The 22,464-nt window shown below is 41.4% G+C and carries 14 protein-coding genes; 9 read left to right on the forward strand and 5 right to left on the reverse strand.

The features are described 5' to 3' along the window. Window positions 1-2: 2 nt before the first annotated feature. Both GZH31_RS12195 and GZH31_RS12200 read left to right on the forward strand, forming a co-directional pair. Window positions 3-620 (forward strand): peptidylprolyl isomerase, encoded by a 618-nt coding sequence (locus GZH31_RS12195; protein WP_036966468.1) that lies wholly within the window; start codon window positions 3-5, stop codon window positions 618-620. A 40-nt stretch (window positions 621-660) separates the two neighbouring features. After that, window positions 661-2,040, forward strand: coding sequence for an MFS transporter (locus GZH31_RS12200; RefSeq protein ID WP_036966464.1), 1,380 nt, complete (start codon window positions 661-663; stop codon window positions 2,038-2,040). A 117-nt stretch (window positions 2,041-2,157) separates the two neighbouring features. Here GZH31_RS12200 and GZH31_RS12205 read toward each other — a convergent pair whose 3' ends face one another. The 4 genes from GZH31_RS12205 to erpA form a co-directional block, all read right to left on the reverse strand. Further along, a complete protein-coding gene (locus GZH31_RS12205; RefSeq protein WP_036966461.1) occupies window positions 2,158-2,397 on the reverse strand; it encodes a helix-turn-helix transcriptional regulator in 240 nt (79 codons plus the stop codon). A 503-nt stretch (window positions 2,398-2,900) separates the two neighbouring features. After that, entirely contained in the window at window positions 2,901-5,975 is a 3,075-nt protein-coding gene (locus GZH31_RS12210; protein WP_180311045.1) for an efflux RND transporter permease subunit, read from the reverse strand. 2 nt (window positions 5,976-5,977) lie between these two features. Further along, the gene (locus GZH31_RS12215; protein ID WP_036966455.1) at window positions 5,978-7,075 is read right to left on the reverse strand and encodes an efflux RND transporter periplasmic adaptor subunit; all 1,098 of its coding nucleotides are present in this window, start codon (window positions 7,073-7,075) and stop codon (window positions 5,978-5,980) included. Window positions 7,076-7,178: 103 nt separating this feature from the next. After that, a complete protein-coding gene (gene erpA, locus GZH31_RS12220; protein WP_036966451.1) occupies window positions 7,179-7,517 on the reverse strand; it encodes an iron-sulfur cluster insertion protein ErpA in 339 nt (112 codons plus the stop codon). 179 nt (window positions 7,518-7,696) lie between these two features. Between erpA and GZH31_RS12225 the strand changes: the two genes are divergently transcribed. The 7 genes from GZH31_RS12225 to GZH31_RS12255 all read left to right on the forward strand — a co-directional run bounded on the left by GZH31_RS12225 (window position 7,697) and on the right by GZH31_RS12255 (window position 19,642). Then, on the forward strand, window positions 7,697-10,069 hold the full coding sequence (locus tag GZH31_RS12225) for a diguanylate cyclase domain-containing protein (protein WP_083633686.1): 2,373 nt from the start codon (window positions 7,697-7,699) through the stop codon (window positions 10,067-10,069). A 205-nt stretch (window positions 10,070-10,274) separates the two neighbouring features. Then, complete coding sequence (locus tag GZH31_RS12230; protein WP_075594429.1) at window positions 10,275-11,504, forward strand: transporter substrate-binding domain-containing protein; 1,230 nt, start codon at window positions 10,275-10,277, stop codon at window positions 11,502-11,504. 79 nt (window positions 11,505-11,583) lie between these two features. Continuing rightward, window positions 11,584-13,266, forward strand: a complete 1,683-nt coding sequence (locus tag GZH31_RS12235; protein ID WP_036966445.1) for a chloride channel protein — start codon at window positions 11,584-11,586, stop codon at window positions 13,264-13,266. Window positions 13,267-13,286: 20 nt separating this feature from the next. Then, on the forward strand, window positions 13,287-13,721 hold the full coding sequence (locus tag GZH31_RS12240) for a CopD family protein (protein WP_036966443.1): 435 nt from the start codon (window positions 13,287-13,289) through the stop codon (window positions 13,719-13,721). A 104-nt stretch (window positions 13,722-13,825) separates the two neighbouring features. Beyond that, entirely contained in the window at window positions 13,826-14,842 is a 1,017-nt protein-coding gene (locus GZH31_RS12245; protein ID WP_036966441.1) for an aspartate carbamoyltransferase, read from the forward strand. 72 nt (window positions 14,843-14,914) lie between these two features. Beyond that, window positions 14,915-16,195, forward strand: a complete 1,281-nt coding sequence (gene hemL, locus GZH31_RS12250) for a glutamate-1-semialdehyde 2,1-aminomutase (protein ID WP_075594428.1) — start codon at window positions 14,915-14,917, stop codon at window positions 16,193-16,195. 519 nt (window positions 16,196-16,714) lie between these two features. Next, window positions 16,715-19,642, forward strand: a complete 2,928-nt coding sequence (locus GZH31_RS12255; protein WP_075594427.1) for a TonB-dependent receptor — start codon at window positions 16,715-16,717, stop codon at window positions 19,640-19,642. Between the two features lie 422 nt (window positions 19,643-20,064). Here GZH31_RS12255 and mrcB read toward each other — a convergent pair whose 3' ends face one another. Further along, on the reverse strand, window positions 20,065-22,389 hold the full coding sequence (gene mrcB, locus GZH31_RS12260) for a penicillin-binding protein 1B (RefSeq protein ID WP_075594426.1): 2,325 nt from the start codon (window positions 22,387-22,389) through the stop codon (window positions 20,065-20,067). Window positions 22,390-22,464: the final 75 nt, after the last annotated feature.

The raw sequence follows: 22,464 nt of genomic DNA on the forward strand, positions 1-22,464 counted from the left end.
CTATGAAGCGCATTTTATTACTTAGTTTTATTTTATTATTTGCTCACAGTTCATTCGCGGCAACTGAAGGTAAATTTATTCAAAAAGACAACATGTTTCCACGGGTCGAAATAGTGACCACGTTGGGAAGTATTGTTGTTGAAATGGATCGCTCTCGCGCCCCTATAACGGTCAATAACTTCTTAACTTATGTGGCCGACGGCAGCTATCAAGGAAGCGTGTTTCATCGCGTTGAACGTGATGAAGATAATGAACGCGACTTTGTAATTCAAGGGGGAGGTTACGATAAAGACTACGACGGTCTGCACGAAAACGACCCTATCTTCAACGAGAGCGGTAACGGTCTAAAAAATGACATGTACAGTATCGCCATGGCCTATCAAGACCGCAAACCGCACTCAGGTACACGTCAATTCTTCTTTAACATGGATGACAACGATCACTTAAATCCGGGCCGTGATTGGGGATTTGCTGTGTTTGGTATGGTTATGGATGGTTATGAGACCTTAGACAAGATCATGCGTGTTGAAACTGCATTCAATGAAAAAATAGGTTACAGCTTTGTGCCTAAAACCCCTGTCGTTATTTTAAATGTAAAAGTACTCGAAGCTAATCAATAATAATTAGGGGGCTTGGCGCCCCCACAAACACGGCAACACTATGACAAAAACCCTTTCAATTTCAGAGTACTTTTCGTACTTCAAAGACAAACGTCTGATCAATATTTTTATCTTCGGCATTAGCAGTGGCTTTCCTTGGGTACTAATTGGCTCGGTGATGTCAGCATGGCTGAAAGATGAAGGGTTAAGCCGCAGCATGATTGGCTTATTTGGCATTGTGTTTGGTGCATACAGTATTAACTTTTTATGGTCTCCGTTGGTCGACCGCGTAAAGTTGCCAGTATTATTTAAATGGCTTGGCCAGCGTCGCAGCTGGATTTTGCTTTGTCAGTCAGTGATTTTTATAGGCACTTTTTCACTGGCAGGACTAGATATCAAAGCGAACCTTTGGTTTGCAGCTGCACTGTGTTTAGTTATCGCCATTGCCTCTGCCACTCAAGATATAGCCATTGATGCGTTTCGTATTGATACCTTAAGCGAGAATGAAAGCCATAAAGCGACCGCAGCCGCCGCTATGGCGACATCAGGTTGGTGGAGTGGCTACGCACTGTTAGGTGCCCTGCCCTTTTATATGGCAGATATTCCATCCATTGACTGGCCCCAAGTTTATTTTTTCTTATCCGTTGTCATGCTGCTATTAATGAGCAGTGTTTTTTGGGCAAAAGAGCCTGAATCAAACCGTGAAGTTGTCCAAGCTGAACTTGAGCACACCTACCAGCAAAAACTCGCTGGGGGACAGCAAACGCGATTTGCCAAAGTACTTGCATGGTTAGCGGTAACCGTTTTTGATCCATTTAGAACCTTCTTTGCACGCAACGGGGTAAAAACCGCGCTCGCGCTACTAGCGTTTATCTTCTTATTTAAAATAGGGGAAGCATTTTTAGGGCGCATGTCTATCGTGTTTTACAAAGAGATTGGCTTTAGCAATAGCGACATCGCTACCTTCTCAAAAGTGGGTACCGCTTTTCTTACTATCGCTTTTACTTTCGTGGGTAGTCTATTCAATCAGCGCTACGGCATTGTAAAAGGCTTATTTATCAGTGGTATTGCAATGGCTGCTTCTAACCTAGCCTTTGCGTGGATTGCCGTGGCAGGCCCTAAATTAAGCCTATACGCGTTTGCTATTATTGTTGATGGCTTTACACAAGCTTGGTCACTCGTTGCCATGGTGGCGTTTATATCAATGCTCTGTGACCGAGCCTTCAGTGCAACGCACTACGCCTTGCTTGCCTCATTAGGAAATTTAGGCCGAACTCTACTCTCAAGCTACAGTGGTGTGGTGATTGATGACTGGTTATCAGGGAATTGGGCACTGTTTTTTGTGCTTACTGCCGTTATGGTTATTCCGTCGCTGGTATTTTTATTCTTAATACGCCACAAACTTTATGCATTAGAAAGCAACTATCATAAGAGCAATTAACAAAATAAGAACGTATGTGATTAAATGTAACCTGTATTTAGAGGGGTCTTAAATAGTGCATCCATGCACTATTTGCATTACCACGCACGCTAAGGGCTGCCTGCGTGTAATGAATAATTAAGCTTCTTTAAGTAAGTTAAGACCTTCGTATGGGTCCACTTCTAGCGCATCACAATAGCGCATAAATTCGATTACATCTAAACGACGTTCTTGGTTTTCAATTTTACCAATGAACGAATGCGGCGTACCTAAAACCTGTGCTAGGCTGCGCATTGTATGGCCTTTCTCATGGCGTTTAGTTTTTAACCATTTTGTTAATTTTGAGTTTTCTTCAGAAGAAACTGTTTTACCCATCATAAAATACATCTCCTACTAGATGATTCAAGTTAATAAATTTAGAGCGAAATTTTGCCCGTCTCACTCTTGGATACATTATATACTAATAACTTTTTCTGTGAACGGTTAATTATACAAATGTCCACTTTTTAGGTATAGACCGTTTTTGTTAACAAGTCTAAGTTTAAGCTAAAATTAAAGCACAAGCTCTATTATTAGTTGCTTAACTGTACCAAAAAATCGTTCAATTGGAACCTTGTAAAATTGAAAATATAACTTTAAAAATTGCATACTTATGCTTAAAGTGTATGTAAATACTGAAAAAGGCTAGGAAATGTTTCGTATATTATTTTTGTTGCCAATTGTACTCTGTGTAGCGTGGTACCTTTTTTTAAAACAAAATCGTGTACCAATTAAGCAAGGCAAAAAAGGGTTCGTCTATATTTTGATCATATCTGGAGTGGTTTTAGGCTTTTTCTTACTAATGATTAAAGTGACCCAACACTAGGGTCACTTTCTATTAACTAGCGCGCGCGATCTCGTAGCATAAGCAAGCAGGGTGTTAACACCAGCGTTAAAACTGTTGCAAATGTTAACCCGCCCGCTACGGCCGTTGCTAATTGCACCCACCACTGCGTAGAAGGTGCCCCAAAGTCGATTTGGCGATTAAATAAGTCAATGTTGACCTGTAGCACCATCGGCATTAAGCCAAGAATTGTCGTAACGGTAGTAAGCAGTACGGGCCGTAAACGCTGTGCCCCTGTTCTGAGGATTGCATCTTTTGCAGCCAAGCCCTGCTGACGCAACACGTTATAAGTGTCAATCAGCACAATATTATTATTAACGACAATCCCTGCCAGTGAAATTACACCAATACCCGACATAACAATACCAAAGGGCTGTTGAAGTACAATTAAACCTAAGAATACACCAACAGTTGAGAATAACACGGCACTTAAAATTAAAAATGCCTGATAGAAACTATTGAACTGAGTAACTAAAATAATCCCCATCACGAACAAAGCAACTACAAATGCTTGCTCAAGAAAAAGCTCTGACTCATCTTGATCTTCAGTTTCACCCCGCACTTTAATTTTTACTCGCGGGTCGAGACCTTGCTCTTCTAATTGCGCCTGTAAGCGTGGCAGCGCTTTGGCAAGCTGCTCACCTGGCTTCATGTCGGCATTAACGGTAACTACTCGCTGTGAATCAACTCGGCGAATTGTATCAACTTTAGGAGCGGCTTGGCGCTCAACAAAATGACTAATCGGCACTTGTCCGTGTATGGTTTTGACACGTAACGTTTCTAAGCGGCCTAAATCTCGTTTATCGTGAGGAAAACGAACTCGAATATCAATTTCATCATCGACATCATCTGGTCGGTACTCGCCGAGCTTCAAACCATTTGTAATAAGCTGCACATTCGCACCTAACATACTTGCATCGGCACCAAAACGCGCTGCATCTGAGCGATTGAGCTCAAGCTGCCACTCAATCCCCGGCTTAGACGCTGTATCGTCTACATTACGAAACGCCCCGTCATCTTCAATCGCTTGCCGTACTCTTTTTGCCTCGCTATTTAATACGTCTACAAACTTTGAACTTAGCTCAATACTCAGTGCTTTGCCGCCACCGGGCCCGTTTTCATCCTTGCGTAGTTCAATTTCAACACCCGCGAAACCGGCTGTTATTTCCGTTACTTGGCTAATAATATTCTCGGCTGGCGGTCGTTCATCCCACTCTTTAAGATTCATTCTGAACGTCCCCACCTGATCTTTGCCCCCAGTCCTTGCATACAAGGTTTTTATACCTGGGACTTCTAAGATCCTTGATTCTATCTCTTTCATGATCACATCTTTTTCATAAATAGATAAATCGCTGTACGAACGCACCTTAATATTGACGCCATTAGGTTCAACATCGGGGAAAAACTCAACCCCTAATTTTGATACGGCAAAAGTAAAAAACACCAAAACAGAGAATATAATCGCAGCAGTTAAGCTCCACCACGGTCGCTGCGTAGCAAAGTCAAGCATTCGGATATAACGCCCAAGCACCCCTTTTATTTGCGTTAAATCGCCCGACTCAGCCAGTGCCAAGTCAAGTTTTTGCTGTGCAGATAATGGCCTCGTTTTACCAATTAAGCCGCCAATTGTAGGAACAAATACAAGGGCCATTAACAGTGATGCCGATAACGTAGCAATTAATGTAATTGGTAAGTATTTCATAAACTCGCCCATCATTCCCGGCCAGAAAATCAATGGCGCAAATGCAGCTAAGGTTGTGGCTGTTGACGCGATAATAGGCCAAGCCATTCGCTCGGCTGCATGACGGTAGGCTATTTTGCGAGGTTTTCCTTCACTCATTTCCCGATCAGCAAACTCACTAACCACAATCGCACCATCAACCAGCATCCCCACGGCCATAATAAGTGCAAATAGCACCACAATATTTACCGTTAAGCCAAACATGGAGATGACCAAAATCCCGGTGAGGAATGAACCGGGGATAGCAATGCCAACTAAAAAAGCGGTACGAGCACCTAGTACAGCCACAATAACAATCACCACCAGCAAAACGGCCGAAAGCACGTTGTTTTGCAAATCTGACAGCATCATTTTAACGTCTTTCGACATATCACCGGTGTAGTCCACACGAACATGCTCAGGCCAACGCTTTTGAGCTTCATTAACCACATGTTTAACCTGCTCAACGGTATCAATAATATTTTCACCTGCGCGCTTTTTAACTTCTAACGAAACAGCCTGTTGACCATTAATCCGCGCTATTGAGGTTGGGTCTTTATAGGCTCTGCGAATTTTTGCGACATCCATAAAGCGCACAACGCGGTCACCCACGACTTTGACAGGTTGCTCCATTACATCTTGAATCGTTTCGAAAACCGACGGTATTTTTACCGCAAAACGACCTTTGCCTGTATCGAGGGTTCCTGCTGCGACCAAACGGTTATTATTCGACAGCAGTTGAATGATATCGCTTGGTTCTAGCCCATATGAAATCATGGCTAATGGGTCAACTTCAATTTCAACCATGTCTTCTCGGTCACCACCGACATCGACCTCAAGGACACTAGAAATACTTTCAAGCTCATCTTTAAGGTTTCGCGCTAATGTGAGTAACCCTCGCTCTGGCGAATTACCTGACAACGTTAAAGTAATGGTTGGTTGCTGATCTTCCATCAGTATTTCATGTACTTCTGGCTCTTCTGATTCAGAGGGTAACTTCGCTTTTGCCAAACTCACTTTATCGCGTACATCTGCCAACGCTTCTTTAGGGTCCATACCGGCAAGAAACTCAAGTGTGACCGAAGCATGGCCTTCGCTTGCTACGGCTGTCATCTCTTTAACCCCTTCGATTGAGCGGAGCTCTATCTCCATAGGCCTTACAAGCAGGCGCTCGGCATCTTCTGGCGAAATGCCATCATGAATAATCGAAACATATATAAAAGGAATGGTGACATCTGGATTGGCTTCTTTTGGAATGGTTTGATAAGTCACCCATCCCGATATCAACAATAGAATAAAAATAGATAATACCGTGCGGGTATGAGTTAACGACGCCTCAATTAAGTTTTTCATACTTACTTGCTCGCTACCTCAGCAAATACAGGCTCAACTTTATCTCCTGCTCTGACAAAGCCCTGCCCTAAAGTTATCACATTTGCTTGCTCACCTAGGCCCCACAACCACACACCTTCTTCGGTAGTTTTTGCTAAATTTACCGATTTAAATTCTACCCTATTATCATCATTGACTATTTTTACCCCGATATTGCCTTGCTCATCCAATGCCATAAAAGCAGGGCTTAAAAGCATGGCAGGTTCTGCGGGTAACTCGATATTTAATTGTGTCGAAAACCCGGCTTTGTAGTGCATACCTGGGTTCGCAAATGCAGCCTCCACTCTGAATGTATTTGTGCTTTCATCTGCGACGGAGGCGATGTAACGAATTTTTCCTGGGTAGGTTTTATCATTAAGAACATGGGCAAACGTGGCTTGACCAACCTGTAAACCTTGAATTTCTTTTTGTGTCGCATCGGCTCTCACTATCAGAGGGTCTAGGTCAACCAATTGCAGAATTGGGTCACCAATGCCAACATAATCACCGATTTGTACTAAGCGTTTGTTGATCACACCATCAAATGCCGCTCGAATATCTGTGCGCTGATACATCAGCTCTAAACTCGCAAGCGCCGCTTTAGCTTGTTGCAATAATGCTTGAGCACGCATCGTTTGTACTTTATTTTGCAGCCCTTGCTGATTCAGTTTTAATGCGCCTTCATATTCAGTTTCATATTGAGCAACCAGCGCTTTGGCCGAGGTTATTTGAGCTTTTAAATCTGATTTATCAAGCCGTAAGATAATCTCATTTTGTTTTACAAACTGCCCCTCTTCAACCAAAATTTCAGTTACTTGGCCTGCTTGTCTGGCACTAATATTGGCGGTTTTATCTGGCTCTGATTTACCATAAAAAGTAAGGTTTTTATTTATATTTTGTGCGGTTAACCGCACCACCTGTACTTTGGCAATTCGGTCTGAATTTGTAACTTGGTGATTATTTTCATCATCGACTTCCGGTGACTCAGTCATGCCAGAAAGCATCCAAAGTACAATCACAAGTACAATAAAAATAGCTAAAATATAAGGTTTCTTTTCGAGTGCTGTTCTTAGATTTAGCAACGCAAAATTCCTTCTAATGATGCGTAAGTATAGTTAGGCTGGGATAATTAGGAAGTGTAAGCAATAAAAAAGCCACATCAAGTGGCTTTTTTCAAATTATTTTTTAAACGCTGAAGCTAGCGCCGCAACCGCAGGTTGTTGTTGCGTTGGGGTTGTTGACAAAAAAGCGTGCTCCTTCAAGGCCTTCAGTGTAATCCACTGTGCCATCGACAAGGTATTGAATACTCATTGGATCAACAACTAAGGTCACCCCGTTTTTTACAATTTCTAAATCGCCAGGGTTGGCTTTTTCATCAAAAGTAAAACCATATTGGAAACCTGAACAACCACCACCTGTTACATAAACACGTAATTTTAGATCTGGATTCTCTTCTTCTTCGATTAACTGTTTAACACGAACAGCTGCTGCATCGCTGAACTTTATTGGCAACTCATCCGACATACCAAAACCCTCAAAACCTATGATATGACGATTATCTAATACCCGAGTGTTTTAATCAAGTATCGCCACAAAGTCATCATATTTTACGAGACCGAATTGGCCAACCCATTAGCATTGAGCTAATGTTTATTTGTACTACTTTTGAATTAAGCAAAATTTAACGATGAGGGATCATCATAGTGATAGATCATTTAAGGCTCCATTTTATTAATGCCAATATAGATAGCGCACCGGTTATCCCCGCAAGCTATGATGGTTTATTGGTTTTTGCCTCGATAATTACTGCGGTGTTCGCATCGTATGTGTCTTTTTTACTATCTAGTCGCATTAAAAGCTCACACTTAAAAAACGAAAGCTTAATATGGACAATACTGGCTTCCTGCTTTTTAGGGATTGGCATTTGGGGCATGCACTTTGTTGGTATGCTGGCTTATACCCTCCCCATTGCCATTGAATACAACACCACCATTACTTTACTCTCGGTACTACCCAGTGTATTTGCAAGCTACATTGTATTGTCACCGGCACTTAGCCACGGTCGAAGACTCATATTCAGAAGTATTTTAATGGGGGCTGGGATCGGCTGTATGCATTTTGTTGGCATGATGGCCATGATGATGCCAGCTCATATGGCTTATGAGCCTTGGTTATTCTCTTTGTCTATTTTGGTTGCCATTGTTCTTTCGGGTATTGCGTTAAAAATTAACGATTTGAGACAATCTCGAGGCATTCATCACACCCGCATTAATCTGCTTGGCGCAATTATAATGGGCAGTGCTATATCGGGCATGCATTATATTGGTATGATTTCGATGTCTGTATTTGAAACAGAGCACACCGTATATATAAACACACACGACAACTCCACCCTTGCACAACTTGTGATGACTGTTTTATTGGCGCTGAGCCTTCTTGTGCTGGGGATTGTTGAATTAAGAGCCCGAAGTTTATTATCCGCCAAACTCAAAGCCGTGCTTAACACTGTTCAAGATGTCGTTATAAGCTTTAATAGCACGGGAATTATAGAATTTGCGAATCCAGCCGTGTTACCTGTATTTGGCTACCGGTCCGATGATTTAATTGGTAAACATATTCACCTTCTTATCCCTGAAAAATCAGCTGAACTCAGCGATATATTTAACGGCTCTCAACTTAACATACCAAACGCAAAAAAAAGTAAAAGTCGACTGTTAAAAGGACAAAGAGCAAATAAACAGTTGTTTCCCATCACACTCACAATCAGCTCGATAGGCAAACAAGAAAAAGGCCCCTATGTCGCCACGATTAAAGATTTAAGTGACATCCAAAATCAGGAAGCATTCACACAAACCATTTTTGATAACTTGCCCATCATGCTGTTTGTAAAAGAAGCTGAGCATTTAAGTTTTAGCCATGTAAATAAAGCTGGCGAAGAACTGCTTGGCAGACGTAAAGAGCAATTAATAGGTCTGAATGATTTTGATATTTTTAGTAATGACGAAGCTGCAAACTTTGCCCAAACAGACCGAGACGTGCTTAATAAAGACGGAATAATCACATTAGATGAAAAGCCAGTAACGGTTGACGGTAAAACACATTACTTACGTACTCGTAAACTGGCTATTAAAGACAGTAATGGAAAAGCACGATATTTACTCGATGTATCAGAAGACGTGACAGAGCTAAAACAAGCCAAAACAGAACTTGAAAACTTGCATCAACGCATGTCGATGGCTGCCGATGCAGCGCACATTGGTATTTGGGAGTGGAACTTTGAAACCAACGAATTAATTTGGGATGACTGGATGCATACCCTGTTCGAAATACCCAAGTCACAGTTTAAAGGCGATTACGCAACATGGGCTAATACTCTGCACCCTGATGAATATGAGCGAGTTACCAATAAACTCAAGATTGCTCTATTAAACAACGAAGAGTTTCATGCTGAATTTCAAATAGTATTACCCTCTGGGCAAACTCGTTACCTAAATGCCGATGGACGTATTTATGGCAACCGTATGATTGGGGTTAACTTTGACATTACTAAACGGGTAATGGCAGAGAAGAAAATAAGGCAGTTAGCACAAACAGATCATTTAACAGGCCTTGCTAATCGAAATGCACTCAGTAAGTTCATAAAACACGAATTTGATCGCAGTGAACGCACCGGGGCAAAGGTGGGATGTTTATACTTTGACTTAGATAAGTTTAAACCTATTAATGATACCCACGGCCATTTAATGGGTGACTTTGTTCTTGTTGAAGTAGCCAAACGATTACAAGATACGGCTCGTAAAACAGATTGTGTCGCGCGTATTGGTGGCGATGAGTTTGTTGTTGTCATAACCGATATCGAAAACCTTAGCCAAGTGAAACGGGCACTTACACGGTTTATCAATGCTATTTCGGCTCCTATCGCCTCTGAAGTTGGCTATTTAAATATTGCCACGAGCGTTGGCTATGCCATCTATCCTGATGATGCTAAATCACTTGATGAACTACTTCATAAAGCCGATGAGCGCATGTATAAACAAAAACGCAGTAGCCATGAAAGCATACCCCAGTACAAATGAATAATTAAAAAGATAAAATGTCTGCAACGTGTTTTTTTGCGTATACTTATTAAACGATTAATAAAAAATATTTTCCATGCGCGCACCCTATTTATCCGTCATTCTATTTCTGCTTTGCATATTTCATGCTGCTTTCACGAGCGCTAATGAGCAACAAACATGGAAAATAATCTCGTTAGAATGGCCGCCTTATGCGAGCAGTAAAATGGCCAATGGCGGAGATGCAATCGCCTTATTAAGAGACTCACTTGCCGCAGAAGGGATAGCGCTAAGCGTGGAATATTTACCGTGGCAAGATGCACTAAAAAAAGCAGAGCAACCGGGGTATCTAGGTTACTATCCCGCGTGGCTTTCTGAGATACAAGCAGGGTTTATTGCTTCATCCCCCATTTTAACTTCACAACTTGCTGTGATGACCAGCCAAAGTAGCGTGCAACACTATGAAAGCATTGAGCAACTATTTAGTAAAAGTAAAGTGGGTATCGTTGGTGCTTATATTTACCCTGATGAAGTTGAAAAGGTCATTCAAGCTTACGAAAGCAGTATTATTCGCGCCGCAAATGATGAAGAGCTTTTTCACTTACTTCAGACAAACCAAATAAACTTTGCCATTGCAGCCCCTGAAGTATTCAACTACTTTGCCACGCAGAAAAATGTGTCTAAACCCCATATTGTTAGCCAGTTTGTCGATTCCCCTTTAGTGATAGGCATTCGTAATGCGCCTGAAAACCGCGAAAAAGCCACGCGTTTACAATCGTTATTTAGCATCAATAACCTCGAAACGATGGTCTACACAAAACCAAAAAAGCTGCTATTAACCTATATAGACATACCGAGTATCTCACCGTTTAATGAGTTCATTAGCCAAATATATGATGACATTGGCATTAAAACCCAAATACAAGCAACGCCTGCACGAAGAGGGCTTTTGTTGCTCAACGCGGGGATCATTGATGCAGACGTTGTCAGAGCTAAAAGTATTATTAAAGAGTTTGAAAATGTCGTTGTCGTAGAGCCAAGTCTCAGCGTGATAAACATTGTATTATTATGCCGACAAGCGTTACCTTGCAGTCGAGAAATATTGTACGATCCTAGCAAGAATATTATCAGCACCACTGGCAATACTGAGCTTTTAAGTGAGTTTGATATTAAAGCGCGTATTACGCACAACGAAGCGCTCAATCACAGCCTTGATTTATTAAGAAAAAAACGAATAAATTATATTCTGTATCCCGCACTTGAAAATGAACTAGCCTCTTTAAAAAAAGAATTTCACGTAATCGTATTACGTCAGTTAGCAGTCAATACCGTGATAAATAAAAAACACGCAGCGCTGATACCTGAACTATCAAAAGCAATTAAAGCACGGCTACCCGAATTAAAAAGGCAACTAGACAAAGACAACATAAAACAGTCAAATTTACCCAAAAACTAGATAAATTTATAAAATCCCAACGACTTAGCGAGTTTGATTTGCTAAACTTCAGGCTCAAAAGTGCTGTGAGGAAGAATGCATGTGGCTTGAAAGGCTAAGGCGTCGATTAGCAAAGCCTAAAACATCTGTGCAATTGTGCTTACTTGGTGTAAGTGCGGGACTAATTGCGGCAGTGTTGATCATATTATTTCGCCTCACGATCATGTTTTTCCAAAGCTTATTTTTAGAAAAACCTGACGACTTTACGACTCTTCCCACACTTGAACGTGTATTACTCCCTGTCGGCGCTGCCTTATTAATTGCTTTATTTGCCGCATTAACGGGTTTTAAACACTACCGTTTAGGGATCCCCTTTGTAATTCACCGAATCAAAAAGCATTATGGCCAAATGCCACTGTACAACACCGTTAACCAATTTGTTGGTGGAGCGTTGGCGTTAATTAGTGGTTTTTCAGTGGGTCGTGAAGGTCCTTCTGTCCACATGGGAGCAACGGGTGCAAGTTTGCTTGCCGATAAATTGCATTTACCCCACAATGCCATGAGAACCCTGACTGGCTGCGGTGTTGCAGCGGGTATCGCAGCCTCATTCAATACCCCACTTGCTGCGGTAATCTTTGTAATGGAAGTCGTACTTAGGGAATACAAAGTACACATATTTGTGCCAATTATGCTTGCCGCGGTGACAGGCGCACTCGCCACCCAATTTGTGTTTGGTGATGCATCTGAACTGGCGCTTATTACCATGAACCCACTCAGTGGCTGGCATTACCCATTTTTAATCTTATTTGGTATGGCGCTGGGAGCAGTTGCGTATGCGTTTAATCAAAACTTAATGTTGATCATTCGCACTTTTAAACCATTAAGCATGTTTCCACGTTTATTACTTGCAGGGTTAATTGCAGGTTTAATTGCCTACATGGTGCCGCATGCGATGGGCTCTGGTATGAGTGCAATTACCATTGCCATTGAATCACCCGATGATGTGCAGTTTTTGACGACCATTTTAATTGCCAAGCTATTAGCAACTTTATTTGCTATTGGCTTGGGGATACCCGGCGGTATTATTGGCCCCGTGATTGGATTAGGCGTACTTATGGGCACGTTAATGGCATTTTTTGCGCAGTTTATTAGCCCAGGGGTTGATATTGCAGGTACTTACAGCATGCTTGGAATGGCAGGCTTACTTGCGGCCACCTTACATGCGCCGCTTGCCGCACTTACAACCGTGATGGAGCTAACTTCAAGTCCTGAGATTATTGTGCCTGCCATGCTCGTTATCTCAACAGCGTATGTTACCGCGCTGCAATTCTTTGGTAACCGCTCTATCTTTATGCAACAACTGGATTTCCAAGGACTTGAATATCAAATTTCGCCAGCAACCGAGGCGTTGCAAAAAGTGGGTGTGATGGAAGAAATGGATGAGCATTTCAAACTGCTATACAGCGATGATAAAGAACAAATAAAAGCATCTCTCGATGCCATTGACAGTCAAACACCATTAATTGTTCACGATGACGAAAATGGCTATCGCCTAGCAGAATATGACTTGAGCTTGATGTCAGATCAAAACAGTAATATTAAATATGTCAGTCTCGCAGGTTTAAGTAGCCAAGCCACACTCGCGGATGCCTTTGACTTGCTTAAAGATAAACGAAGCGGTGCGGTGTATATATATAACTTACTTGATAATCAGCAAATTATGGGGCTTTTGCGTTGGGACCAAATTAGACATATTCTGACCATACGCAATAGCCTGTTATAACAATTAAAATGGATCAATAAATGAGTGCGCTATTAATTTACAAAACGTTTCATGTATTTTTTATGATTGCTTGGTTCGCTGGTATTTTCTACTTACCACGATTATTTGTTTACCACGCCATGAGCGAAGAAAAAGCCTGTAACTCAATGTTAAAAGTAATGGAGCGACGCTTACTGTTATTCGTTACCCCTTTTGCGGTATTAACACTGGTTTTTGGGGTACTGACAATTGTTGAATATGGCCGTGAATGGTTCAAATACAGCATGTGGCTTCACTATAAGTTAGTGCTCGTTATTATCTTATATATCTACCATGCCTACTGTTTTAAGTTATTGGCTGATTTTAAGCATGATCGCAACACACGTAGCGATCGTTTTTATCGCATTTTTAATGAAATTCCGGTGCTGATTCTATTGGCGATTGTCGCATTAGCAATTATTAAACCTAGCTTATAATTTGCTGCTGTGTACGCTAAAAATTTGCTATAGTACGGCGCAAATTTATGCGACCTCCCATCAGAGTGTCAGCGCCTTTATAAATGTGATTAGGAACAAGCCCCATGTTAAGTTTCCAAGGTGAAAATATCCTGTCGGTCAATCAACTTGATCGCGATTGTATTGAACGTATTTTTGCAGTTGCTAAGAAAATGGAGCCCTATGCTAAAAAGCAAAAGCGCACCAATGTGTTAGAAGGCGCTATATTAGCTAATTTATTCTTCGAGCCAAGCACGCGAACACGTGTCAGCTTTGGCACCGCCTTTAATCTACTCGGTGGTTTAGTGCGTGAAACTACGGGCATGCAAAGCTCAGCGTTAGCCAAAGGTGAATCACTGTACGACACAGCACGTGTTATTTCAGCTTATGCTGATGCCGTTGCAATGCGTCACCCAGATGCAGGCTCGGTAGCCGAGTTTGCAACAGGCTGTGATGTACCTGTCATTAACGGCGGTGACGGTCCTAATGAACACCCCACTCAAGCACTACTCGATTTATTAACTATCGAACGTGAACTGGGGCGTTTTAATCAACCAATAGACGGTATGCACATTGCCCTTGTTGGTGATTTAAAATATGGCCGTACTGTTCACTCGTTATCTAAATTACTGTGCCACTATAAAGACATTAAATTTTCAATGGTCGCGCCTGACGGCTTACAAATGCCAGACTATGTTTTAGATGCTGTTGATAATGCGGGTCATAAAATTCAACTGGTTGACAAAATGGAAGGCAACCTTGCGGCAGATATTGTTTATCAAACCCGCATCCAAGAAGAACGCTTTCCTTCGCAAGAAGAAGCAAACAAATACCGTGGTGGTTTCCGTATCAGCCAAGCAATTTACAACACACACTGTAAGCCAAATTCAGTACTGATGCACCCACTCCCACGTGACAGCCGTTTAGAAGCAAACGAGCTTGATAACGATTTAAACAGCAACGATAACCTTGCAATTTTCCGCCAAGTTCAAAACGGCGTATTAATTCGCATGGCCTTGTTTGCTCTGACCTTAGATGTTGCTGACAAAGTTGAGCAATATGAAGTCAACGTACCGTGGTTTAGCCGTAAACGTAACAGCTAATAATCTACGTTTAGGGCTCGCTTGAGCCCTTGCAAACCTCTCATTTAACGTGACAACCAAATAGGACTATTCATGACAATTAGCCAAGATCTTTTTAATCGCGCGCAAGAATCAATCCCAGGCGGTGTTAACTCACCCGTTCGTGCATTTAATGGCGTAGGCGGCACCCCTCTTTTTATCACCAAAGCCGAAGGTCCGTTTACGTTCGACGCCGATGGTAACCGCTACATTGACTATGTCGGTTCTTGGGGCCCAATGATCATGGGGCATAATCACCCAGCTATTAAACAGGCAGTACTCGAGGCAGTTGAAAATGGCTTAAGCTATGGTGCCCCCACTGAAGCCGAAATTTTAATGGCCGAAAAAGTAAAAGAGCTTGTTCCATCAATCGAAAAAGTACGTATGGTGAGCTCAGGCACTGAAGCAACAATGAGTGCGATTCGCCTTGCTCGTGGCTTCACTGGCCGTGACAAAATATTAAAGTTTGAAGGCTGTTACCACGGTCACGCTGATTCACTGCTTGTTAAAGCAGGTTCAGGTGCATTGACTATGGGCGTGCCTAACTCACCGGGCATTCCAGAGGATTTTGCTAAACACACATTAACGGTGTCGTTTAATAACTTAGACGAAGTAAAAGCCATTTTTGCCAAATACGCCGACGAGATTGCCTGTATCATCGTTGAACCAGTTGCTGGCAACATGAACTGTATCCCACCAGTACCAGGCTTTTTAGAAGGTCTACGTGAGGTGTGTGATGAGTACAAGTCAGTGCTTATTTTTGATGAAGTGATGACAGGTTTCCGTGTTGCTTTAGGGGGCGCACAAGCATATTACAACATCAAACCAGACCTTACTTGCCTTGGTAAAGTTATTGGTGGCGGTATGCCAGTGGGTGCTTTTGGCGGTAAAAAAGAAATCATGGATTATATCGCGCCCGTTGGTCCGGTTTACCAAGCAGGTACTTTATCAGGTAACCCAATAGCCATGGCTGCCGGCTTAAAATCGCTTGAGCTATTAAGTGTTGATGGTTTACATGATGAACTTGAAGCTAAGAGCAAAGCGTTATGTGACGGCTTTGAAGCAGCAGCGAAAAAAGCAGGCATTCCCCTAACAACCAATTATGCTGGCGGCATGTATGGTTTCTTCTTTACTGATAAAGAGAAAGTAACCAGCTACCAACAAGCAACAGAGTGTGATTTAGAGCGCTTTAAAAAGTTCTTCCACTTAATGCTTGATGAAGGCGTATACCTAGCACCTTCTGCATTTGAGGCAGGCTTTGTATGTGCAGAGCATTCTGAAAAAGAAATTGCAGACACCATTGCAGCAGCAGAGCGAGCTTTCGCTAAATTATAATATCTGAACAGACCACCTTATTTAAGGTGGTCTTAATCCTAATAGTAACTTCATCTCTTTTGTCACATCATGATCCGCTTAATAATCAGATAAGCAATACAAAAAAATCAGATAAAAACACATTATAAATTACAAATAAAACATATTTTATACATAAAAACCTTCTCCTTCCCGATTGTTATCTTTATAAAAGAATCTACTCGCAAACTTGAACCTAAAACCTTACTTTAAAATAACTTAAAGTATAATTAAGAAAAAATTAAAGCAATTACATATAGTTACATATGTTTATTTTATGTGTAAATAAACATTATAAATAAAAATTAGATCGTTCCAAGGCGTTTTTTTGTTGGTTTATCGTATTTATAATATAAAAGATTGATCTGTATGTTCCCGCCATGTTACCAATTTGTTTCACCCTTTTATTTAAAGTGAAAAACACAAATAAAAAAATACAAGGCGTGAAAGTTATTAACAAATAACAACAATTTACAATTAAATTTTCACAGGGAAATCTCAATGAAAAACAACTTTTCAAAAACATTTAAGCGTTCGTTCACGGCTGCAGCCGTTGCGATGACCTTAAGTGCAGCTATGCCTGCTATGGCTGATAATGTTAATGGGGCAATAAAAGGTAATATTACAACTCAATCAGGTGTTTCTTTAGCTGGCGCAACAATTACTATTAGTGATAAAAGCAAAGGTTATGAAAAAACACTTACTGCAGATGCAAATGGCCAGTTTAACCTTAACCAAGTACCTGTTGGTAAATATGATGTAGTGGTGTCACAAGCTGGGTTTGAAAAAGCACAGATAAATGATGTAATCATCGGTGTAGGTAAAACAGCCCTTCTCGAAATTCCATTAGTCGAAGGTAATATTGAACGTATCGCCGTTGTAGGTGGTGCAGTTCGTGCCGTTGATGTTTCTGTTACTGAATCATCATTAAACATTAGCTCAGAAGAACTTGAATTATTACCAGTTGCTCGCTCATTAACATCGGTTGCTTTACTAGCGCCAGGTGCAACTGAAGGTGATAGTCGCTTTGGTGATCAAGCATCATTTGGTGGCTCATCTGTCGCCGAAAATGCTTATTACGTAAATGGCTTGAACATGACTAACTTTCGTAATGGCTTAGGCGGTGCAACCATCCCATTCTCAGCCTACGATAGTTTTCAGATAAAAACTGGCGGCTATTCTTCTGAATTTGGTCGAACAACGGGTGGCTTAATCTCTGCAGTTACAAAATCAGGTACTAATGACTTTCACTTTGGTGTTGAATCAATTTATTCGCCTGATTCATTAAGAGAACAAGCACCAAATTCGGTTTACTTACAAAATGAGCGTTGTGAGGATGCTGATGGCCACTGTATCGGTGACTTATTTGTTAACAACCAAGATGACTATGCAAACTCATTTGAAACAAATATTTATGCATCAGGTGCGTTGATTGAAGATACACTTTTCTTCTATGGTATTTATACATTCCGTGATAATGAAACAGAGTACGGTAACGCTTCTCAAACCTCTCTAACAAAAGAGAAAGATGATGACCCTTATTATCTAGCGCGTATTGACTGGAACATTAATGAGGATCATCAATTAATGCTCTGGGGATTTAGTGATGAACGCACATACTCAGAAAGCACAATCGAAGATCCTAATGGCACTGGTAACTACACTTTAGACGGCGGTACAGCTTATCACAAGCGCGGTGGTGAAAGTTTTGCAGTACGTTATACAGGTAACTTGACTGATGACTTAAGCATGTCTGCAATGTACGGTGAAGTTAAATTTTCAGAAACTGATTATTCAGATTTTGATGACTGCCCTACTGGCTATGATGCAGACTTAGGTGTTGATACTACTTGTTATGTAAACTTCACTGTTGGTGCTAACGAAGATAAGCGCGAGCAATTGCGCGTCGACTTTGATTGGTACTTAAATGATGAGCATACGCTAAGATTTGGTTATGACTCAGAAACCAATTCATCGAATGCAACGACAATCAACTCAGGCGGTATTTACTACTACTACAGAACATACGAAGAAGGTGCTCGTCTCCCAAATGGTTATGTTCTTACTGAGGATATGAAGACAACCCGCGTACGTAATTATAGTAATGGCGGTGAATTTGAAGTTGAAAACTGGGCTATTTACCTTGAAGATCAATGGGCCGTTACTGAAAACTTAACGCTTACCTTAGGGCTTCGTAATGACAGCTTCACAAACTATAATGCTGATGGTGACGAGTTTGTTTCTATTGATAACCAAATTGCACCAAGATTAGGTGCATCTTGGGATATCAACGGTGATGGTGACAGTAAGTTATTTATTACTGCTGGACGTTATTATTTACCTGTTGCAGCAAACACGAACATTCGTTTAGCTGGCGCAGAAACCTATATTCAAACTTGGTATGAATATGAAGGTTTAAATGCTGACGGTACTCCAATTGGTCTAAGTAACCAGTTAGGTGAACCTGCGATTTCAAACGGGGGTGATGGTACTGCAAAACCATCAAATACCTTAGCAGATAAAGATCTTGAGCCAATGTACAATGATGAAATTATTGTAGGTTATCAAGCGGCTATAAATGATGACTGGTCTTGGAGCATCAAAGGGACATACCGCACACTTGGCAATCAAATTGATGATGGCTCATATATCTTCACTGATGAAGATGGTGAAAAACTTGGTGAAAATTGGTTCTTATTTAACCCAGGAAATGGTGCAACATTTAACTTTGACCTAGATGGTGATGGAGTAACTGAAGAATACAGTTTCACCGCCGAAGAGCTAGGTTATCCTGAAGCTAAACGTCGATACGCTGCCGTTGACCTATCTATTGAGAAAAGCTGGGACAGTGTTTGGTCTTTAAAAGCACTATACACTTGGTCACATAACTACGGTAACACTGAAGGTTTTGTTAAATCTGATAATGGTCAAGATGATGCTGGTTTAACACAAGATTGGGATTACCCTTACCTTATGGATGGTGCTAACGGTAACTTACCTGCAGACCGTCGTCACAATATTAAAGTTTACGGTGCATTCGCAGTTACTGAAGACTTCTTAGTAGGCGCAAACTTAAATGTTTCTTCTGGTCGCCCTTGGACAGCATTAGGTGCGGGCTATACACCAAACCCAGACTTATATGATTATGGCGATACCTATTATGTAGGTGATAAACGCTACCCTCGCGGCAGCATGGGAACAACTCCCTGGACAGCTCGATTAGATCTTAACTTTACGTACAACTTGCATTTCAATGACCAAAAAGTGCGCTTCGCATTAGATATTTTCAATGTATTTGATGCAGCTACAGCAACTCGTTACGACGAAGTCGCTGAAATAGCGGCTGGTGATGACAGTGCAACATTCGGTCTACCGCAAAGTTATCAATCTCCTCGTCGAGTCCAAATATCTGCTTCTTACGACTTTTAACCTCAGTTAATTGAACAAGATAAGTAGATAACCTAAAAGCCTCTCAATGAGGCTTTTATTTCATTTTTAATGTTTTAAGTGACTCTGTATTCAATAAAAATATGATTTTCCCTCTCTATTATGAGTATGAATTAACTACTCTATATAGTTTTAAGCTAGTACTTTTACAAAGAGGCTGGTGATAAGCGTATCTAAGTTTAACTATTTAACTCTATTAAACTTTTCTCTACTTCAAATTACTCGTCTTTAAAAACTAATTTAGGTAAAACAGCATTCATACGAAATTCTTAAAACTCTGCAAGTACTCTTTAAAATGCTGTATACCAATTTGCTTAATTAAAAGAGCTATTTTAAGCCAAGTTCCAGTAATTAGTTACTCTTGGCAGTTGCTCTGCCTCCATTTAGCCACCAATGAAAAACTTTTAACGCTGGCAGTTCGGCCGTGGTTCAAACTCACTGGCGCGAATTGGTAACTGCACTACTTTGCCGCAGCCTGGCGGTGCTTGTAGTCCGGTTTCTTCATTAATGAATGCCCAGCGAACTGATGCTGGACGCGTGTCAGCTATCGCTTCAGGATTGAGCGGTTTAAGATAACGAATATAGGCTTCAAGTGCGCCAACACTGCCCGTTAACCCCGTGCTCTTGTTATCATCGCGACCAATCCATGCCACCGTCACTGTATTTTGATCGAAGCCTGCAAACCAGCTATCACGTAAATCGTTACTTGTACCCGTTTTACCAGCCAGTTGAATAGATGGAAAGTGGGCATTCAAACGTTTAGCAGTGCCATCTTTTGTTACCCGCTTCATGGCATATTTTGTCATGTATACAGAGGCATCATCAAAACGCTTCTGCGATTCAACATCATGTTTATAAAGTACTTTACCAACCGAGTCTGTTAACGCTGAGATAGACGTAAGCTCACGATATTGCCCATCTGCCGCAAGCGTTGTGTAAAGCTGAGCCACTTCAAAACTTGAAAGCTCTAACGCCCCTAATAACAGTGACGGGTATTGTTCGATACGTTCATCAACGCCTAAGCGCTTCAGTGTATCAGCCACTTTATCAACACCTACATCTAACCCCGTATTGACCGCTGGGATATTTACACTGTTACTAAACGCTTTATAGAGTGGCATTGGGCCTCGGAATTGCTTATCGAAGTTTTCAGGCTGCCACACTTTTCCTTGTTCATTTGTTACTTGTAGTGGTGAATCATCCACTAAAGTTGCTACATTAAATTTTCCGCTTTCAAAGGCCGTTAAATAAACGGCGGGTTTCACTAACGAGCCAATGTTACGTTTTGTATCAAGTACACGGTTAAAGCCAAAGTAACGCACATCTCGGCCTGCTACGAGTGCCGATACCCCCCCCTTCTCAACATTTACAGAGATCATGGCTGCTTCAAGTTCTTCTGTTTTAGGGCGTTTTTCTAAGTAAGGTAGACTTGCTTCTATCGACTCTTCCATCGCCGTTTGTTTTTGAAGGTCAAAATAGGTAAAAACTCGCACACCCGCATCTAATACCTGTTGATCGGGCAGTAATCGTTTTAGTTCACGATTAACCAGTTCTAAATAACCTGGATACGACTTTTGCAGGCTGTCTTTCATAGGTGCAATGTCGATTGGACGCTTTAAAGCGGCGCGATATTCACGCGTATCAATGAGTTTGTTCTCCACCATTAAGCGCAATACTAAATCTCGTCTTTCCATGGCGCGTTCACTGTAACGACGAGGGTTGTAATACGATGGGCCTTTTACCATGGCAACAAGTAGCGCTATTTGGTCGTACTCAAGTTCATCGACAGGCTTTGAAAAATAAAAATCAGCGGCAAGCCCCATACCGTGTACACCTTGGTTATAAGACTGACCTAAGTACACTTCGTTTAAATACGCTTCGAGAATTTCATCTTTGCTGTAACGGTAATCTAAAATCAGTGCTATTAATGCTTCATTAAATTTACGCACTAATGAACGCTCACGCGTTAAATATATATTTTTTGCTAATTGCTGAGTCAGCGTACTGCCACCCTGCACGGTTCTACCCGCTTTAATATTACTGTATAAAGCGCGCATTATTGACCAAACAGACACACCGTGATGTTGATAAAAATTACGATCTTCGACCACCAGCAGCGTGTCTTTTAACATCGCTGGAAACTTATCTAGCGGGACAAATTCACGGTCTTGTTTTGAGTCGTTACCAATGCGCGCAATTTGCACCGGCTCTAGGCGCGCGGTGTTTAAACGACGACCGAATTTATCTTTAATGGTTGCTAACTTTTGCCCAGAAAAACGCAGCTCAATAACATGAGCCTCTTCAAGGCCATCGTAAAACTCAAATTCACGGCGATATACTTTAATGGTGTTAGCTGATTTTACATACTGACCTGTACGACTTAGTTTATTTACTGACGAATAATTTAAACGATTTAACTCCCAAACAACCTCTTGTTGAGACAAGAACTGTCCTGGGTAAAAGCTCATTGCGCGCGCATAGACTTGGGCGGGAAGTTGCCATTTGTTGCCTTCAAACTGACGGGTAATTTTGGCATCTAAATAAATAAGATAAAGCACCATGGTAATGACCACAGCCAACGAAAGCTTCCAAAAAATTGACCACATTTTTCGAAGCACGCGTACTTTAGTTGTCGGTTGAGATGCGTTTGAACGCTTTGCAGTTGAACGTTTCGTTGCCGTCGTTTTTTTACCTGACGACTTTTTTGCAGGAGTTTTTTTATCAGCCATTGAGTTCGCTATTGGTCAGTTAATTTTACAGGGTTATATTTTGCATAACAGCGCAATACTAACACCTGCAAAATT

This window comes from Pseudoalteromonas sp. JSTW, from assembly GCF_013423925.1.
In the GTDB taxonomy this organism is placed as follows: Bacteria; Pseudomonadota; Gammaproteobacteria; order Enterobacterales; family Alteromonadaceae; genus Pseudoalteromonas; species Pseudoalteromonas lipolytica.

Excerpts from the sequence above, each read along its gene's own strand:
- GZH31_RS12195 (WP_036966468.1), top strand. The coding sequence starts at position 3 with ATGAAGCGCATTTTATTACTTAGTTTTATTTTATTATTTGCTCACAGT.
- GZH31_RS12200 (WP_036966464.1), top strand. The coding sequence starts at position 661 with ATGACAAAAACCCTTTCAATTTCAGAGTACTTTTCGTACTTCAAAGAC.
- GZH31_RS12205 (WP_036966461.1), bottom strand. The coding sequence starts at position 2,397 with ATGATGGGTAAAACAGTTTCTTCTGAAGAAAACTCAAAATTAACAAAA.
- GZH31_RS12210 (WP_180311045.1), bottom strand. The coding sequence starts at position 5,975 with ATGAAAAACTTAATTGAGGCGTCGTTAACTCATACCCGCACGGTATTA.
- erpA (WP_036966451.1), bottom strand. The coding sequence starts at position 7,517 with ATGTCGGATGAGTTGCCAATAAAGTTCAGCGATGCAGCAGCTGTTCGT.
- GZH31_RS12230 (WP_075594429.1), top strand. The coding sequence starts at position 10,275 with ATGGCCAATGGCGGAGATGCAATCGCCTTATTAAGAGACTCACTTGCC.
- GZH31_RS12235 (WP_036966445.1), top strand. The coding sequence starts at position 11,584 with ATGTGGCTTGAAAGGCTAAGGCGTCGATTAGCAAAGCCTAAAACATCT.
- GZH31_RS12240 (WP_036966443.1), top strand. The coding sequence starts at position 13,287 with ATGAGTGCGCTATTAATTTACAAAACGTTTCATGTATTTTTTATGATT.
- GZH31_RS12245 (WP_036966441.1), top strand. The coding sequence starts at position 13,826 with ATGTTAAGTTTCCAAGGTGAAAATATCCTGTCGGTCAATCAACTTGAT.
- hemL (WP_075594428.1), top strand. The coding sequence starts at position 14,915 with ATGACAATTAGCCAAGATCTTTTTAATCGCGCGCAAGAATCAATCCCA.
- GZH31_RS12255 (WP_075594427.1), top strand. The coding sequence starts at position 16,715 with ATGAAAAACAACTTTTCAAAAACATTTAAGCGTTCGTTCACGGCTGCA.
- mrcB (WP_075594426.1), bottom strand. The coding sequence starts at position 22,389 with ATGGCTGATAAAAAAACTCCTGCAAAAAAGTCGTCAGGTAAAAAAACG.